This is a genomic window from Massilia sp. Root335 (assembly GCF_001425685.1).
GTDB classification, from domain to species: Bacteria; Pseudomonadota; Gammaproteobacteria; order Burkholderiales; family Burkholderiaceae_D; genus Telluria; species Telluria luteola.
The window spans coordinates 24,215-40,367 of sequence record NZ_LMCY01000008.1; the positions used below are offsets into that span (position 1 = coordinate 24,215).

At 68.5% G+C, this 16,153-nt stretch carries 15 protein-coding genes; 6 read left to right on the forward strand and 9 right to left on the reverse strand.

All coding sequences use genetic code 11. The features are described from left to right. Positions 1-76: 76 nt before the first annotated feature. Complete coding sequence (locus ASC93_RS06085; protein WP_056438722.1) at positions 77-1,888, forward strand: DUF885 family protein; 1,812 nt, start codon at positions 77-79, stop codon at positions 1,886-1,888. Positions 1,889-2,081: 193 nt separating this feature from the next. Continuing rightward, a complete protein-coding gene (locus tag ASC93_RS06090) occupies positions 2,082-3,392 on the forward strand; it encodes an Nramp family divalent metal transporter (RefSeq protein WP_056439656.1) in 1,311 nt (436 codons plus the stop codon). Between the two features lie 3 nt (positions 3,393-3,395). Here ASC93_RS06090 and ASC93_RS06095 read toward each other — a convergent pair whose 3' ends face one another. The 5 genes from ASC93_RS06095 to ASC93_RS06115 all read right to left on the reverse strand — a co-directional run bounded on the left by ASC93_RS06095 (position 3,396) and on the right by ASC93_RS06115 (position 7,887). After that, on the reverse strand, positions 3,396-4,523 hold the full coding sequence (locus ASC93_RS06095; RefSeq protein WP_056438724.1) for a TIGR03118 family protein: 1,128 nt from the start codon (positions 4,521-4,523) through the stop codon (positions 3,396-3,398). Positions 4,524-4,608: 85 nt separating this feature from the next. Next, positions 4,609-5,325 (reverse strand): TorF family putative porin, encoded by a 717-nt coding sequence (locus ASC93_RS06100; protein WP_056438728.1) that lies wholly within the window; start codon positions 5,323-5,325, stop codon positions 4,609-4,611. Continuing rightward, positions 5,274-6,578, reverse strand: coding sequence for a S8 family serine peptidase (locus tag ASC93_RS06105; protein ID WP_056438731.1), 1,305 nt, complete (start codon positions 6,576-6,578; stop codon positions 5,274-5,276). The genes ASC93_RS06100 and ASC93_RS06105 overlap by 52 nt, the downstream gene beginning before the upstream one ends. Further along, entirely contained in the window at positions 6,575-7,303 is a 729-nt protein-coding gene (locus tag ASC93_RS06110) for a zf-HC2 domain-containing protein (protein WP_056438736.1), read from the reverse strand. The genes ASC93_RS06105 and ASC93_RS06110 overlap by 4 nt, the downstream gene beginning before the upstream one ends. After that, positions 7,300-7,887, reverse strand: a complete 588-nt coding sequence (locus tag ASC93_RS06115; RefSeq protein WP_229412616.1) for an RNA polymerase sigma factor — start codon at positions 7,885-7,887, stop codon at positions 7,300-7,302. The genes ASC93_RS06110 and ASC93_RS06115 overlap by 4 nt, the downstream gene beginning before the upstream one ends. Positions 7,888-8,049: 162 nt before the next feature. On the opposite strand from ASC93_RS06115, the gene ASC93_RS06120 reads away from it, so the two are divergent. Further along, the gene (locus ASC93_RS06120; RefSeq protein ID WP_200958276.1) at positions 8,050-8,463 is read left to right on the forward strand and encodes a hypothetical protein; all 414 of its coding nucleotides are present in this window, start codon (positions 8,050-8,052) and stop codon (positions 8,461-8,463) included. 49 nt (positions 8,464-8,512) lie between these two features. Here ASC93_RS06120 and ASC93_RS06125 read toward each other — a convergent pair whose 3' ends face one another. Further along, positions 8,513-9,451: a LysR substrate-binding domain-containing protein gene (locus ASC93_RS06125; RefSeq protein WP_056438743.1), complete on the reverse strand. Its 939-nt coding sequence runs from the start codon at positions 9,449-9,451 to the stop codon at positions 8,513-8,515. A gap of 112 nt (positions 9,452-9,563) precedes the next feature. Between ASC93_RS06125 and ASC93_RS06130 the strand changes: the two genes are divergently transcribed. Continuing rightward, positions 9,564-10,775, forward strand: coding sequence for a urate hydroxylase PuuD (locus tag ASC93_RS06130; RefSeq protein ID WP_056438747.1), 1,212 nt, complete (start codon positions 9,564-9,566; stop codon positions 10,773-10,775). Positions 10,776-10,991: 216 nt separating this feature from the next. On the opposite strand, the gene ASC93_RS06135 is transcribed toward ASC93_RS06130, so the two are convergent. The 3 genes from ASC93_RS06135 to ASC93_RS06140 all read right to left on the reverse strand — a co-directional run bounded on the left by ASC93_RS06135 (position 10,992) and on the right by ASC93_RS06140 (position 13,989). Next, a complete protein-coding gene (locus tag ASC93_RS06135; protein ID WP_056439662.1) occupies positions 10,992-13,352 on the reverse strand; it encodes a S9 family peptidase in 2,361 nt (786 codons plus the stop codon). Positions 13,353-13,539: 187 nt separating this feature from the next. Further along, a complete protein-coding gene (locus ASC93_RS30435) occupies positions 13,540-13,710 on the reverse strand; it encodes a hypothetical protein (RefSeq protein WP_157201760.1) in 171 nt (56 codons plus the stop codon). 21 nt (positions 13,711-13,731) lie between these two features. Beyond that, positions 13,732-13,989 carry a hypothetical protein gene (locus tag ASC93_RS06140; RefSeq protein ID WP_056438750.1) on the reverse strand — a complete coding sequence of 86 codons (258 nt, stop codon included), beginning with the start codon at positions 13,987-13,989 and terminating at the stop codon, positions 13,732-13,734. Positions 13,990-14,185: 196 nt separating this feature from the next. Between ASC93_RS06140 and ASC93_RS06145 the strand changes: the two genes are divergently transcribed. After that, entirely contained in the window at positions 14,186-14,827 is a 642-nt protein-coding gene (locus tag ASC93_RS06145) for an ANTAR domain-containing response regulator (RefSeq protein ID WP_229412617.1), read from the forward strand. A 14-nt stretch (positions 14,828-14,841) separates the two neighbouring features. Beyond that, positions 14,842-16,017, forward strand: a complete 1,176-nt coding sequence (locus ASC93_RS06150) for a CmpA/NrtA family ABC transporter substrate-binding protein (RefSeq protein WP_056438755.1) — start codon at positions 14,842-14,844, stop codon at positions 16,015-16,017. Positions 16,018-16,153: the final 136 nt, after the last annotated feature.

Here is a 16,153-nt window from a genome sequence, read left to right on the forward strand (position 1 = left end):
CGGTGCATCGCCATGGAGATGGTCGGGATGACAAGTCGTAGTATGCTTTCGGGAAATAACCTCACAAAGGAGATTCATGAACCGCACCCTGAACGCCGCCATCCTCGCGGCCCTGCTGTCGGCCGGCGCACCTATCCTGTCCGCCCACGCCGCCGCAACCGCCGCGACCCCGGCGGCATCCGCCGCCGAGCGCCAGCTGGACAGCCTTTCGGCCCGCTTCTACGATGCGCGCGCCCGCTTCGACCCGCTGCTGTACGCGACGGCCAACGGCGACAGCCGCTACGACGACCAGATCGGCATGGCGATCGCCCCGAAAGTGCGCGCGGCCTACTTCGCCGCGAACCACGGGCTGCTCGACGACCTGCACAAGATCGACCGCGCGCGCCTGGGCGACAAGGCGCGGCTGAACTACGACATCCTCGCCTTCGAGATCCAGAGCCAGCTCGACCTTGAACGCTTCCCCGAGCACCTGCTGCCGCTGAACCACTTCGACAACATCCCGAGCACGCTGGCGAACTACGCGGGCGGCACGGGCTCGCAGCCGCTGGCGACGCCGGCCCAGTACCGCGCCTACCTGTCCCGGCTGGAACAGCTGCCGGCCTGGATCGACCAGGCCATCGCCAACATGAAGGAGGGCATGCGCGCGGGCGTCGTGCAGCCGAAGGCGATCACCGCGAAGATGCTGCCGCAGTTCCGCCAGCTGGCTGCGAGCGATGCGGAAGCCAGTATTTTTTACACGCCCATCAAACGCTTGCCGGCCGGCTTCGCGGACCAGGACAAGAAGACGCTCACGGCCGGCTACCGCCAGGCCGCGCAACGGATCGACGCCGCGCTCGCGCGCCTGAACGCGTTTCTCGAAAAAGACTACCTGCCCGCGGGCCGCGCGACGGCCGGCTACGGCGCGCTGCCGGACGGCGCCGCGTGGTACCGCGCGCGCATCCGCAACAACACGAACCTCGACCTGACGCCCGCCGAGATCCATGCGCTGGGCGAAAAGGAAGTGGCGCGCATCCAGCAGGAGATGGCGGCGTTGGCGCCCAGGCTGGGGTATGACGGCCCGCTGAAGACATTCCCGCAATGGGTCGCCGCCCAGCCGCGCTTCAAGCCGTTCAAGACCGACCGTGAAGTGCTGGACCGCTACCGCGCGATCTACGCCGCCGTCGAGGCGAAGCTGCCGCAGTATTTCACCCTGCTGCCGAAGGCGAAGCTGGACATCCAGCTGGAACCGGAACTGACGCGCGCCACGGCGTCCGACCACTACACGCCGGTCGCGGCGGACGGGTCGCATCCGGGCGTGTTCTGGGCCGTCGTCAACGACCCGAGGGATTACAGCGTGGTCGGCATGACGACCCTGCTCCTGCACGAAGGCGTGCCGGGCCACCACCTGCACGCGGCGCTGCTGAAGGAACTGCCGCTGCCGGATTTCCGCAAGTTCTTCACGGAGCACCCGAGCGCCGCCGCCTACACCGAAGGCTGGGCGCTGTACTGCGAGACGCTGGGCCGCGAATTCGGCCTGTACGACGATCCGGCCGCGTACTACGGCCACCTGAACGACGAACTGCTGCGCGCCGTGCGCCTCGTCGTCGACACCGGCATGCACGCGCAGGGCTGGTCGCGCGAGAAGGCGATCGCGTACATGATGGACAACCTCGGCTACAGCGAGGAGCGTGCCGCCAATCAGGTCGAGCGCTACATGGTGTGGCCGGGCCAGGCGCTGGCCTACAAGGTCGGCGCGCTCAAGATCCTCGGCCTGCGCGCGCAGGCGCAGAAGGCGCTGGGTCCGAAGTTCAGCTACGCGAAGTTCCACCAGGTGGTGCTGGGCGACGGCACGCTGCCGCTGCCGATCCTGCAGGCGCAGGTGGAGAAGTGGATCGCGGCGGAGAAATAACGGCCGTTACTGCAAAACATGCCGTCGCCCCCGCGCAGGCGGGGGCCCAATTTTGCAGGCTGGCGGTACGCTAAAAACTTGGGTCCCCGCCTCCGCGGGGACGACGTGGGGAGCATTAGGGGAGCATTACGGCCCCTGCACTGTGTGCGCAGGCGTACATATCGCCCGCGCACATGCGTGCATGATGGGCTTCATGAAAGATGAAGACACCAAGGATGCCGACGGGACGATCGCGCCGCCGTCACCGCAAGCCTCGACCTGGCTGTCGAAGCTGGGGCCGGGCCTGATCACCGGCGCGGCCGACGACGACCCGAGCGGCATCGCCACGTATTCGCAGGGCGGCGCCCAGTTCGGGTTCAACCTGCTGTGGACGCTGCTGCTGACGTATCCGCTGATGGCCGCCATCCAGGTCATCAGCGCCCACATCGGCCGCGTGACGGGGCGCGGACTCGCCACCAACCTCCAGCGTTTCGCGCCGCGCCACGTGGTGTGGGGCATCGTCGGCCTGCTGCTCATTGCGAACGTCATCAACATCGCGGCCGACGTGGCGGCGATGGGAGAAGCGATGGCGCTCATCCTGCCCGGACGGCCGCTCTGGTACGCCGTCGGTTTCGGCGTACTGTCCGTGCTGCTGCAGGTGTTCATCCCTTACCAGCGCTACGTCAACCTGCTGAAATGGCTGACGCTCGTGCTGCTCGCGTACGTGGCCACCGTGTTCGTCGTCCACGTGCCGTGGGGCGAGGTGCTTCAGTCCACCGTGTGGCCGCGGATCGCGTGGAACAAGGCGTACCTGACCACCATCGTCGCCGTGTTCGGCACGACGATCAGTCCCTACCTGTTCTTCTGGCAGGCGTCGCAGGAAGTCGAGGAGCTGCGCGCGGACGACGATGCGCGGCCGCTGCGCCACGCGCCCGAGCAGGTGCAGCGCCAGTTCAGCCGCATCCGCTTCGACACGCTGGTCGGCATGGCCGTATCGAACGCCGTCGCGTTCTTCATCATGCTGACGACCGCCGCGACCCTGCACGCGCAGGGCGTGCGCGACCTGACGTCGGCGGCGCAGGCGGCATCGGCGCTGAAGCCCGTCGCGGGCGAACTCGCGTTCGCCCTGTTCGCGCTGGGCATCGTCGGCACGGGCCTGCTGGCGATCCCCGTGCTGGCCGGGTCCGCCGCGTACGCGATGGCCGGCACGTTCCACTGGAAGAGCAGCCTGGGCTCCGAATTCTCGGCGGCGCGCAAGTTCTACGCCATCATCATCGTCGCGACGCTGGCCGGCGTCGGCGTCAACTTCATGCCGCTCGATCCCATCAAGGCGCTGTACTGGAGCGCGGTGCTGAACGGCGTCATCGCCGTGCCCGTGATGACGATCATGATGCTGGTCGCGTCGAGCAGCCGCATCATGGGCGAGCTGACGATCGCGCCGCGCCTGCGCGTCCTGGGCTGGCTGTGCACCGGCGTGATGGCGGCGGCGACGATCGCCATGTTCGCATCGTTCCTCGCGCGCTGACGGCTACTGCATGTCGATGCGGCCGTAGATGCCGTGCGCCTCGTCGCCGGGGCCGGCCGTGTAGAACAGCGTGTTCGCCGGCTGGTTGTTCACGCCGTTGCCGAAGGCGATGCCCCACAGGCCGTCGATGACGATGGGCGTGTGGTCGGCCCGGGACAACGTGCCGATGAAGGCGCCGGTGGACGGGTTGTAGGCGTTGATCCTGCCGTCGCCGAAGTTCCCGACCAGCAGGGCATTGCTGAAGTCCCCGAAGTTCGCCGGCGCCAGCGCGATGCCCCACGGCGCGTTCAGCGCGCCGCCCGCCGCCAGCCGGTGCAGGAACGTGCCCCCCATGTCGTACACGTCGACGACGCCGAGCCCCGCGCCCTTGACCTCGTCGTTCCCGCCCGTTTCGCGCTGCGCATACGCGACGTAGATGCGGTCGCCGACGGCCTGGATGCCGAACGGCCCGTAGCCGGCCGGCAGGTTCGGATCGGCGAACCCGCCGGGCAGCGTGGCCTTTTGAAAGCCGGCGTCGTAGACGTCGATGCGGTTGTTGCGGAAGTCGGCCGCGTACAGGTAGTTCGCGCCCGCGAACGCGCCGATCGCCAGGCCCTTGTAGACGGCGCTGCCGCCCGTGTCGACGGCCGTCACGGCATTCGTGCGGTTGACGCCGGGCGACCAGCCCGACACGGTGCCCGCCTCGCCCACGAAGATGAACGGGCTCGCGCCCGTCACGCCGTTCTGCGTGACCTTGAAGTCGGTGCTGCCGTTGTAGACGATGCCGGTCGGGCTGGCCGCGCCGGACGTGCCGGCCGGGATGGCGACGACCAGCGTCTGCGGCACGCCGTTGCCGTCGTACAGCGTCGACGTCGACGTGCCGTTGTTGGCGACCCAGACGAAGGCCGTCGGATTGAACGCGAGACCCCAGGCGTTGACGAGGTGCGTGTCGGTATGCGCCGCGCCGCTGGACTGGTCGGTGACGAGGGCCGTGGTCGCGAAGGCGCTCGTGATTGCCGGCGGCATGACGACGGGCGTCGTCATCGGGTGGTCGTCGCCACCGCCGCCACACGACGCGACGGCTGCGCCGAGGACGATGCCGCACAGGCCGGCCTTGACGAGGCGGACGGCCGTTTTCGATTGCAGGTTCATGATTGCTCCTCTGTAGGACGCGTCGGGAAGGGACGACGTTAATGCCCCCGGCGGCGTGCAAGGTTCAATCGAATCGCGGGTGTTTTCAGAAGTGCAGGCTGGCGCCGGCCACGAGGGCACGCGCACGCGGGAAGCTGCTGCCGGACCCGCGCACGAGGGTCTGCCAGCCTGCCTGCAGGCGCCAGTCGCCCGTGTCGTAGGCGAGCGTGGCGCGCAGGTCGGCGCGGTTGCGGTCGCGGTCGTCGCGGCGATAATCGCTGCCGAACGGATGCAGCGCGCCCGCATGCAGGGCCAGCGCCAGGCGCTCGCCCAGCGGGATGCCGCCGTTCAGGTCGAGGTAGATCGTGCGGCCCGCGCCGTAATAGGCGGGCGAATAGGACAGGCGCGCGTTGACGCGGTCGAGCGTCAGGCCGGCGTAGAACTCCTGATAGTCGACGTGGTGGTCGCGCAGGTAGATCGTGCGGGTGACGCCGGCATCCCAGGACAACCGCGACGTCAGCGGCAGCGCGCGGCCGCCGTAGACGATCAGGAGGCCCTGGCTGCGGCCATACAACTCGATGGGCGAGGCGAAGGCGCCGGCGTACCAGCCGGCATCGAAGTCGTGGTCCACGCGCAGCTGCAGGGCGGGGCGGGCGCCCAGCGAGAGGCCGCGCGCGGCGTATTCGGACACGAGGGTGAGGTCGCCGCTGGTCTGGGCCGAGGCGGCGCGTGCCAGGACCATGGCGGCAAGGAAGAATGCAAATGCGCCCGTCAATGCGGGCGCGGGGAGGGCAGGCTGGCGGTCGTGGTCGTCGATGGGCATAGGCAAACGCAGGCTCCGGCGGCGCGTGCAATGGCCGCGCAGGCGTCTATGCTACCAGCTTGTCCCGTACCCGATGCCAACGCGGCGGGAAAGACGCGCGCGCCGCCGTCGAGGTCCGCCCGCAGCCGGGCCGGCGCCGTGCCGGGACGCAGTTCGAGGATCAGCGCCGCCAGGCCCGCCACGTGGGCCGCCGCATACGACGAGCCGGACACCATGCCCCAGCGCGCGCCCGGCAGCGCGGTGGGCACGTCCGTTCCCGGCGCGCGCAGCGCTCCGGGCGGCGGCGCGCGCTGCGTGTCGGACGCCACCGCGATCACGCCCGGGTGCGATGCGGGAAAGCCGCCGTCGGGCTGCGCCGGATCGGCCGCGCCGACGAGCGTCACGCCGCGCGCGAGGGCCGCGTCGAGCAGGGCCTCCAGCAGCCGGTCGCGCGGTCCGCCCAGGCTCATGTTGATGACGCCCGCATCGTTCATCAGCGCGAAATTGATGGCCTTGCCGAGCGTGAAGCTGTTGCAGCGGGCGGGCGGTCCCGCCGTCTCCCAGCACGCGCGCAGCGCCAGCAGTTTGGCGCCCGGCGCGATGCCCGCGATGCCTTGTCCGTTGCCTTCGCGCGCGGCGATGATGCCGGCGACGGCCGTGCCGTGGGCCTCGGGCCCGTCCGGATACGCGTCGACGAAATTGCGGCGCAGCTTGACCTGGCCCGCGAGGTCGGGGTGGTTCGCGTCGACGCCGCTGTCGACGACGGCCACCGTCACGCCGCGTCCCGTGCTCGCGCGGTGCAGCGTCGTCAGCTGCCACACCTGCGCGGCCGGCTGCACGGGCAGCAGCGGGTCGCCGCCGCCGAGGCTCCGGTATTCCTGGATGGCCTGGGCCCACGCGACGCGGGGATCGTGCGCCAGCGTGTCGAGCAGGCGGTCGACGGGACCGGTGCCCGTGTCTTCCATCACGAAGCAGTCGATGCCGATCGCGGGCATCGGCCAGTTGTCGACGACGCGCAGGCCGTAGGCGGCGGCGAGGTCGCGCGCGACGCGGCGGCGCGCGGCGCGGGTGCCGTCGTCCGTGTAGCCGCCGCCGTACGCGCCGTCGGGACGGAAGTGCGGCGACGGCATGCGCAGCATCACGAGCACCTGGTGCGCGGCGGGCGCCGACGCCGCGTGCGGGGTGGGCGGGTCCGCGTTCGCGCGCGGCACCACGCATGCGAGCGCGCACAGGGCTGTGCACAGCGCCAGGAGGCGGGCGAGTACCTGTTTCACGGCTGGCCGTCCGTGGACAACGGTTCGGCCAGCGTCACGGCCGGTTCCGCGCGCAGCCGGGCCAGCACGGGACCGAGGCGGCCGTCCGCGCCGGCCAGCCAGGCATCCGTGACGGTCGGCCCGCCGACGATGCGCGCACCGCTGGCGCGCACGATGCGGCGCAGCTCGCGCTCCGGCGTGTCGGGCCGGAAGGTCACGACGAGCCGCGCCGCGCCGTTCGCGCCGGCCGCGCCGAGGACGCGGTAGTCGCCGGGCGCGTCAGGATGCGCGGCCGGACGCGCCAGCAGCGCGGCCAGCACCGCGATGGCGCAGAATTGCGCGGCGACGGCGGCGCGCAGCCAGGCGCCGTCGTTGGCGGCGCGGCGGTCGCGCCAGCGCTGCAGCAGGCCCGGCGTCGCCGACCCCGGCAGCGCCGCCGTCTCCGCGACGGTCTCCGTCTCCGGCAGCGTCTCCGCCTGCGGCAGCGCGCACGGCACGGGGACGTCGTCCTCCACGGGAGTCGCGTCCAGCCGCGGCATCAGGCGCGCCAGCGCGCGGTCGGGGTCGAAGCCGAGGTCCGGACCCGGCCCGGCCGCGCGCACCGTGCGCAGCAGCGCGAGGTCGGCGCGGCAGTCGGCGCAGGTGGCCACGTGGGCCTGCACGCGTTCCAGTTCCGCCCCGGCGAGGGTCCCGTTGGCGAGCCAGGGCAGGGCATCCTGGGCTTCGGGATGGCTGTACGGGTTCATGACCGGGTCTCCAGCTGGTCTTCCAGCAGCGTTGCCAGGCGGCGGCGCGCGTGGAACAGGCGCGTTTTGACGGTGTTGACGGGACATTCCATGATTTCTGCGATTTCTGCGTAACCCATGTCGTGATAGAAGGTCAGCTGGAACGCGGCCCGCTGCGCCAGCGGCAGCGCGGCGACGGCCACGTCGACGGCATGCGCGAGACGCTGCTGTTCGAAGCGCCAGTCGGGCCGGCCGGCATCGTCGCCCACGCACTCGTCGGCGGCGTCGCCCGCCGGCTCGTCGAGCGCGTGCAGCGCCTTGCAGGCCTTGCGGTACGCGATCGCGAAGACCCAGGTCGAGACCTTGCAGCTGCCGTCGAACGTGGCGGCCTTCTGCCAGACGACGAGCAGCGTATCGTTGACGATTTCCTCGATCAGCGGCACGCTGCGCGTCATCCGTTGCAGGAAGCGCGCCAGGCGCGGGAAATACACGCGGTACAGCATCTCGAAGGCGCGCCGGTCCCCGGCCGCGACACGGCCGATCAGGCTGGCCTCGCTCTCGGCCGTTCCAGCCGCCGAAGCCGTTTCTTCGATTCTCCTATCCACGCATGCGCTCTCTACTGTTTAGCGGTGAATACCCGTTGACCGCGCCAAGGTTCATGCGCGGCGAAAATTTTTTGACCGCCCCCGATTCTCACACGGAACGGTGCCAAAGGGGCGGGCGCGAATCGTGTTGCCGGGATGACCCCGGCATGTCACGATGTCGCCATGTCAACCAGATACGACCTCATGAAACGATTCGCCATCCCCCTCGCCGCCGCGCTGACCCTGGCCGGCGCCGCCCACGCGCAGGCGCAGAGCGCCGACGCACCCCGTCCGCTCGGCTATACCCGCGTCGCCGACGCGCTGTCCGCCCTGCAGAAAGCGCCGGACGCCAAGGTCACCCATCCGGACGGCTGGACCGTCATCACCGTCCCGAAGCCGGAACTGGCCGTCTGGTCGTTCGTGCCCAAGGAGCACGACGCCTACCCGGCCGTCGTCCGGCGCCTGATCCGCAAGACCGACAAGGGGACGTTCGTCGAGATGAAAGTGCTGTGTGAAGCAAAGCAGGAACCGTGCCGGAAACTGGCGCTGCAGTTCCAGCAGATGACGGCGCAGATGCAGCAGGCGCTGGCCAGGTAGGTGGGCGGCGTCCGCCCACGCGCGACGTGCGCGACGTGTCGGCACAACGTTACCGGTTGACGACCACCTTGGCCGCGGCCGTCACCTGGTCGCGCAGCCATTTGTGCTCGGGCGACTGGTGCACGCGCTGGTGCCACAGCTGGTAGAAGCGCATCGGCGGGAACTTGATCGGGACCGTGAAGTTTTTCAGCGGCAGCGTGTTTTCGTAGAAGCGGATGAACTGGCGGCCCGTCGTCAGCACGAGGTCGGTCTGCGTGAGCATGTACGGGATCAGGCCGAAATACGGGCATTCCACGGCCACCTTGCGGTGCAGGCCCTGGCGTTCGAGGAAGGCGTCGATGACGCCGTGGTAGCCGGGCAGCATGGCCGTCGGCGCGACGTGGGGCAGGGTCAGGTAGTCCTCGACCGTCATCGCGTCGGCCGCCGTGCGCTTGGCGTAGGCGCTGTCGGCGCGCATCGTGCAGATGATCGGGTCCTCGAACAGCTTGGAGATGTGCAGGTGCGACGGCGGCTCGTCCCAGTTGGCGATCACGAGGTCCATCTCGCCGTCGGACAGCATGCGCAGGTAGTCCGTGCCCGGCCCCAGGTGGTGGATCGTCACCCGGCTGTTCGGGGCGCCGCGCCGGATCGACGCGACGACCCCCGGCAGGAATTGGGTGTCGAGGTAGTCCGGCGCGGCGATGTGGTACGTGCGGTCGGCCTGCTCCGGCACGAACGGCGTCTTGCGGACGAACAGGTTCTCCGTCTCGTCGAGGATGCGCTTGGCCGGCTTGAGCAGGCTTTCGCCGTGCTGGGTCGGCACCATGCCGCGCGCGCCGCGCACGAGCAGCGGGTCGCCCGTCAGTTCGCGCAGCTTGCGCAGCGAGGCCGAGATCGACGGCTGCGGCTGGTTCAGCTTGAGCGCGACGCGCGACACGTTCTTTTCCACCAGCAGCAGGTAGAGGATGCGGATCAGGTGCAGGTCGAGGTGCTGGGGCAGGGAGGACATGGGCGGGCCAGGTTATATACGAAGTCTGATTTTAAATATACGTTATTTTTCATGTTGAATAAAATAAATCGCAGGCACTGTCGCCTGCCGGTCACGCTCTGAAGGAGTCGTCATGGAAGCGGTTGGATACCTGGTCCCGTATGTCCTCGAATGGATGAACATGCTGGTGCGCTGGCTGCACGTCATCACCGGCATCGCCTGGATCGGCGCCTCGTTCTACTTCGTCTGGCTGGACAATTCGCTGCGGCCGCCGGTGCCCGGCTCCGACCTCGCGCGCAAGGGCGTGGCCGGCGAGTTGTGGGCCGTGCACGGCGGCGGCTTCTACAACCCGCAGAAATACCTCGTCGCGCCGGCCGAATTGCCGGCCGAGCTGCACTGGTTCAAATGGGAAGCGTATGCGACGTGGCTGTCGGGCTTTGCGCTGCTCCTCGTCGTCTACTGGTTCAATGCGCAGGCGATGATGGTCGACCGCAGCGTGGCCGACCTGTCGACCTGGCAGGCCATCGGCCTCGGCGCCGGGAGCCTCGTCGCCGGCTGGGTCGCGTACGACCTGCTGTGCCGCTCGCCGCTCGGGCGCCACGATCTCGCGTTCGGCGCCGTGATTTTTGCGCTGCTGGTCGGTGCGGCCTGGGTGCTCACGCATTTCCTCAGCGGCCGCGCGGCCTATATCCACGTGGGGGCGATGATCGGCACGATCATGGTCGCGAACGTGGCGATGGTGATCATTCCGGGGCAGCGCAAGATGGTCGAGGCGATGCGCGCGGGCGCCACGCCGGACCCCGTCCACGGCATCCGCGGCAAGCAGCGCAGCGTCCACAATAATTACTTCACCTTGCCGGTGCTGTTCATCATGATCAGCAACCACTTCGCGATGACCTATCGCCATCCGCACGCGTGGGCCGTGCTGGGCACGATCATGGCGGCGGGCGTGTTCATCCGCCACTTCTTCAACCTGCGCCACAAGGGACGCGTGGAGTGGATTTATCCGGCGATCGGCGCCGCGCTGTTGCTGGGACTCGCGGTCGTGCTGGCGCCGCCGCGGCCGGGTGCGCCGCAAGGCAAGGTCGATTTTGCGCAGGTCGAGGCGATCGTGCGCCTGCGCTGCGTGTCATGCCACGCGGCGCACCCGACGCAGCCCGGTTTCGCGAGCGCGCCCGCCGGCGTGATGCTGGACGACGCCGAAGGCATTGCCCGGAACGCGCCGCGCATCTACCAGCAGGCCGTCCAGCTGAAGGCGATGCCGCTCGCGAACATGACCCATATGACGGATGCCGAGCGGGCGCAGATCGGCGCGTGGTTCGAAGCAGGAGCAAGAACCCCGTAGGGTGGGCTCCCCGAGCCCACGCGAACGCCGGCCAGACGCAAACGCCGGCACGACGCAAGCCCCGGCACGACGCAAACCCCGGCGCGACGCAAACGTCACGCGTGGGCACAGGGTGCCCACCCTACGGTTGTTTCAACGTTCTTTCAAACAGCCGTAGGGTGGGCTCCCCGAGCCCACGCGAACGCCGCCCAGACGCGAACGCCGGCACGACGACGTTTATTTCAGCGTTCTTTCGAACAGCTGATAGATGCGCCGGTACTCGTCATACCAGCTTTCCGGCTGCACGAACGAATGCCGCTCCAGCGGATACGGCGCCAGCTCCCAGTGATCCTTCTTCAATTCGATCAGGCGCTCCGCCATGCGCACGGAGTCCTGAAAGAACACATTGTCGTCGACCATCCCGTGCGCGATCAGCAGGTGGCCCTTGAGGTTCTGCGCGTACTCGATCGGCGACGACGTTTTATACGCCTCCGGATCGACGTCCGGCGTATTCAGGATGTTGGCCGTGTACTCGTGGTTGTACGTGCTCCAGTCGGACACCGGGCGCAGCGCGGCGCCGGCCTTGAATACGTCGGGCGCACGGAACATGCCCATCAACGTCATGAAGCCGCCGTAGCTGCCGCCGTAGATGCCCACGCGGGCCGCGTCGCCCTGTTCGTTGGCGACCATCCAGTTCACGCCGTCCAGGTAGTCGTCGAGCTCCGGGTGGCCCATCTGGCGGTAGATCGCCGTGCGCCATTTGACGCCGTAGCCCTTCGACGCGCGGTAGTCCATGTCGAGGACGACGTAGCCGTTCTGCACGAGCAGGTTGTGGAACATCTGCTCGCGGAAGTACGGCGTGTAGCGCTGGGTGACGTTCTGCAGGTAGCCCGCGCCGTGCACGAACATCACGACCGGATATTTTTTTCCCGGCTCGAACTGCGCAGGGCGGTACAGCTTGGCCCAGATGGGCGCGGCCCCGTGGGTCGACGGGATCGTCACGAACTGCGGCTGGATCCAGTCGTGCGCCTTGAATTCCGGCGTGCGGGTGTCGGTCAGCCTGACGGCTTCGCCGCCGTGCGCGGGCACGGTCGCGATCTGCGCCGGCAGGTAAGGGCCGGAATAGTGCACGAGCAGCTTGTTCTGGTCCGGCGACAGGCGGAAATCCTGCACGCCGGCCAGGCTGCTCACCTCGCGCGTGGCGCTGTCCGCGACGTCCACGGCGCACACTTCGTACGTGCCCGGCGTCTTGCGGTTGCACAGCAGCCAGGCGGTCCGGCCGTCGGCCGACCAGGCCACGTCGGACGCTTCCCATGGCCCTTGCGTGAGCGCGCGCGTGCGCCCGGTCGCGTCGCGGACGTACAGGTGCGAATAGCCCGTTTCCTCCGACAGATACCACAGCGTCGTGCTGTCCGGCAGCCAGCCGAATTCATTGTTGTCGTAGTTGACCCAGGCCTCGTCCGTCAGGCGATGCACGGGCTTCAACGTCGCGTGCGGCAGGTCGACGGTGGCGATCCAGCGGTCCTTGTTGTCGACCGCGCGGAACATGACGGCCGCGTTGGCGCCGTCCAGGCTCCACGTGATCGCCTCGCCGTCGAAGCCGATCATCACGGGGCGGTTGCCCTTCAGCGGATCGAGCTTGTGCGCCGCGCGCAACTGCGCCAGCGGGTCGGCCGCGATGCCGGGCAGGACGTCGAACGCCAGGTCCTTCACCTCGTGCGTGGCGAGATTCACGAGCTTCAGGCCGTGGCCGTGCGGCGTGTTGCGGCCGACGCGCGTGCGCTCTTCCGAGAATTCCTCGTAGCCGCTTTCCGTCACGTAGCGGGGCATCTTGCCGGCGCGGCCCTTGTCCGCGGTCTTCGGACCCGTCACGACGAGCAGCCAGCGGCCGTCCGGCGACAGCGCGCTGTTCAGGATCGCGACCTTGTCGCCCAAATAGATCGGGGCCGGCGCGCGGGTCGGATCGGCGCGGCGCTGTTCCTCGGCCTGGGCGCGGGTGGCGTCGCGCTCGTCCTTCTGGCGTTTCAATATCGTCGACAGGCGCAGCTGCATGTCGCGCAGGGCGTCGGGTTCCGCCGCGTTCGGGTCCTTGGCGGCGCGCGGTAAAGCGATGGGGCCGAGCACGCGCTCGCGGCGATCCCAGCCGAACCAGTCGTCGCCGATACGGAATTGCACGCTGCGCTCGTCGGCCGAATATTGCACGGCCTGGATCGCCGCGCCGTTGCTGCGCGTGATCTGCACGAGGGCGCCGCTCTTGAGGTCGCGCTCGAACAGGTCGCCATTGCGCACGACGATGGCGCGCGTGCGGGCGCGGTCGAACAGCATTTCCGGGCTGTCCAGCCTGGCGAGTTCGGCATCCGCCACCTGTGCCGCATGGCCCGCGCGGGCCGCGTTGACGCGCCACGTGTCGCGCAGCGGCGAGCCGGTGCGCTTCTGTTTATACAAGACCTGCTTGCCGTCCCAGTTCCACCACGCCGCTTCCACGGGGGTGCCGATCCAGTCGGGGTTGGCCATGGCCTGGTCGAGGGTCACGGGCGTCGAGGCGGCGGCGGGCAGCGCCAGCAGCGCGGCGAGAACGGCGAAAGTGGGAAGTCGCATCATCAGTCGGGTGGATAAATGAAGAACAAGAATGCTTTTCTTGGTGAGAAATTGCAAAAAAGCATTCTAGCTCAGCCGACAACGATGCTGTGCGGATTCGCTTGCGGAAGTGGCGCGCGTGCGTAAGTACAAAAAACAACGCCCGGCCAATGCCGGGCGTGTGGAGACGTTTTACGACCGGGTGGCTTTACGCGGCCGCTTTCGGTTGCGCGTATTCGGCCATCCACAGTTCGGTCGGCGCGTCGGCCAGCCACAGTTCGGTCGGGGCGGTGACGGTCGGGTTACGCACGAACATCACGATGCGGGTAACGATGGCGGCGGCCGAGATGCCGACGGTGAGGTATTCGACTGGGGTCATGATCTTTATCCTTGGCTTTGCTTAGTTGTTCGGGGTGTCGCGGACGGCGTCCGGGGCCAGCGCGGCTGCGCAGAACGGACCCAGGATGATGATGCCGGCGTGGCGCTGCATCTTGCTGCGGGCGAACGCGCCGCTGGCCGGCTGGGCGACGTCGGGCACGATCCAGCCGCCGTGCGCGGTGTACAGTTCGATCGCAAAGTCGCGGATCTTGCCGAAGGTGTCGGCGATATGGTGGCGCAGACCCTTGTCCTGCGCCTTGGTGATCGTTGCGGTAGTCATTGTCATCTCCGGTGGAAATCTGTCGTGTTGCGATGCAGTATAGGGACAACCCAGTCATAAATGAACTTTCGATTTATGATGCGGACCATCTGTTTTGTGAATATTTTCTGAGCGACAACTAAAGCGGATTCGCAGTCATATCATGCGGCTGCTGAATATCTGGGCGTCTGGCCCGAAACTTGCATGCCCCATGGGCATGAAATCGCCTCCCATGGTCCAGCGCACCCTGCGCATCGTCGTCGTCAACACCGTGCCGGATCACGCCACGGACGAGGCCGCGCTCGCCGCGCAGGCCCGGCGCAACACGGCGCTGCGCATCGGGCTGCTGGAATCCGGCTATGACATCGTCGCCTCGCTGCCGGCCGACATCTTTTTGCCCGAGCGGATCGCGCAGATCCAGCCGGACATGATCATCATCGACAGCGAATCGGACGCGCGCGACGTCCTCGAGCACATCGTGATCGCCACGCGCGACGAGCCGCGGCCCATCGTCCTGTTCACGGACGACCAGACGCCATCGAGCATGGACGCCGCGATCGAGGCGGGGGTGACCGCGTACATCGTGGACGGGCTGCAGGCCGAGCGCGTGAAACCCGTGCTGGACGTGGCCCTGAAGCGCTTCACGCGCGAGCAGAAGCTGCTGGACGAACTGTCGGACACGCGCCGCCAGCTGGCCGACCGCAAGCTGATCGAGCGCGCCAAGGGCCTGCTGATGGCGCGCAACAAGCTGACGGAAGAGCAGGCCTACCAGCGATTGCGCACGATGGCGATGAACAAGAAACTCAGGCTGGCCGAAGTGGCCCAGCGCATCCTGGACGTCGAGGATCTCCTCGGGTAAGACAAAGGAAAAGCATGGCACACGCATTCGTGGCCGGATCGGATCGTCCGGAAAAGACCGTGATCAGGGCCGGCTTCATGCCCCTGACGGATTGCGCGTCCCTCGTGATGGCGTCCGTGCTGGGGCTGGACGAGAAATACGGCATCAAGCTGGAACTGTGCCGCCAGCACTCGTGGTCGGGCATGCGCGACCGCCTGCTGCAGGGCGAGATCGACGTGGCGCACGCGCTGTACGGCATGCTGTACGGTGTGGAGAACGGCATCGGCGGCCAGTCCACGCGCATGGCCGTGCTGATGAACCTGTCGCGCAACGGCCAGTCGATCACGCTGGCGCGCGCGCTCGCGCGCCAGGGCATCGCCGACCTCCCGCAACTGGCCGCCGCCATCCGCACGGGCACGCGCCGTTTCGCGTTCGCGCACACGTTCCCGACGGGGAACCACGCGATGTTCCTCTATTACTGGCTGGCCGCCGGCGGCATCGATCCGCTGCGCGACGTGCAGGTCGTCACCGTGCCGCCCAGCCAGATGGCCGTGAACCTCGCGGCCGGGCACATGGACGGCTTTTGCGCGGGCGAGCCGTGGAGCACCCGCGCGCTGCTGGACGGCAGCGGTTTCACGGCCGCGACGAGCCAGGACATCTGGCCGGACCACCCCGGCAAGGCGCTGGGTGCGACGGCGGCGTTCGTCGACGCCAATCCGCACGCGTGCCGCTCGCTGGTCGCGGCGGTGCTGGAAGCGGGGCGCTGGCTCGACGAATCGGGCGAGCACCGCGACGCGGCGGCCGAGGTGCTGTCCAGCCCCGGCTACGTGAACGCCGACCGCCACACGATCGCCGCGCGTCTGCACGGCGAGTACGACAACGGCCTGGGGCGGCGCTGGGTCGATCCCGATCCCGTGCGCTTCCATGCCGACGGCGCCGCCAACTTCCCCTACCTGTCCGACGGCATGTGGTTCATGACCCAGCACCGGCGCTGGGGCCTGCTGCGCGACGACGTCGACTACGCGGCGGTGGCCGCCCGCGTCAACCGCGTGGGCCTGTACCGCGAGGCGGCCGTGCTGGCCGGCGTGCCGGCGCCGTCCGGCCTGATGCGCCGCTCCGTGCTGATGGACGGCAAGGCCTGGGATGGCAGCAGCCCTGCGGCCTATGTTTCTTCCTTCCCGATCCGCCGCGCCGCCCTGGCCGGCGCGTGATCCGCAAACCGTCCTTCCCGCGCCGGCCGGACCGCATGACGTCGAGCGGACGCGGACTATATCACCGTCGTTTCCGCGCAGGCGGGCACCCAATGGCGTTGCGTAGACGCGGACTATATCAACGTCATTCCCGCGC

What these genes read in the sequence shown, in the direction of transcription:
- ASC93_RS06085 (WP_056438722.1), top strand. Translation starts at nt 77, where the DNA reads ATGAACCGCACCCTGAACGCCGCCATCCTCGCGGCCCTGCTGTCGGCC.
- ASC93_RS06150 (WP_056438755.1), top strand. Translation starts at nt 14,842, where the DNA reads ATGGCACACGCATTCGTGGCCGGATCGGATCGTCCGGAAAAGACCGTG.
- ASC93_RS06090 (WP_056439656.1), top strand. Translation starts at nt 2,082, where the DNA reads ATGAAAGATGAAGACACCAAGGATGCCGACGGGACGATCGCGCCGCCG.
- ASC93_RS06130 (WP_056438747.1), top strand. Translation starts at nt 9,564, where the DNA reads ATGGAAGCGGTTGGATACCTGGTCCCGTATGTCCTCGAATGGATGAAC.
- ASC93_RS06095 (WP_056438724.1), bottom strand. Translation starts at nt 4,523, where the DNA reads ATGAACCTGCAATCGAAAACGGCCGTCCGCCTCGTCAAGGCCGGCCTG.
- ASC93_RS06140 (WP_056438750.1), bottom strand. Translation starts at nt 13,989, where the DNA reads ATGACTACCGCAACGATCACCAAGGCGCAGGACAAGGGTCTGCGCCAC.
- ASC93_RS06125 (WP_056438743.1), bottom strand. Translation starts at nt 9,451, where the DNA reads ATGTCCTCCCTGCCCCAGCACCTCGACCTGCACCTGATCCGCATCCTC.
- ASC93_RS06145 (WP_229412617.1), top strand. Translation starts at nt 14,186, where the DNA reads ATGAAATCGCCTCCCATGGTCCAGCGCACCCTGCGCATCGTCGTCGTC.
- ASC93_RS06110 (WP_056438736.1), bottom strand. Translation starts at nt 7,303, where the DNA reads ATGAACCCGTACAGCCATCCCGAAGCCCAGGATGCCCTGCCCTGGCTC.
- ASC93_RS06120 (WP_200958276.1), top strand. Translation starts at nt 8,050, where the DNA reads ATGTCAACCAGATACGACCTCATGAAACGATTCGCCATCCCCCTCGCC.
- ASC93_RS06135 (WP_056439662.1), bottom strand. Translation starts at nt 13,352, where the DNA reads ATGCGACTTCCCACTTTCGCCGTTCTCGCCGCGCTGCTGGCGCTGCCC.
- ASC93_RS30435 (WP_157201760.1), bottom strand. Translation starts at nt 13,710, where the DNA reads ATGACCCCAGTCGAATACCTCACCGTCGGCATCTCGGCCGCCGCCATC.
- ASC93_RS06100 (WP_056438728.1), bottom strand. Translation starts at nt 5,325, where the DNA reads ATGCCCATCGACGACCACGACCGCCAGCCTGCCCTCCCCGCGCCCGCA.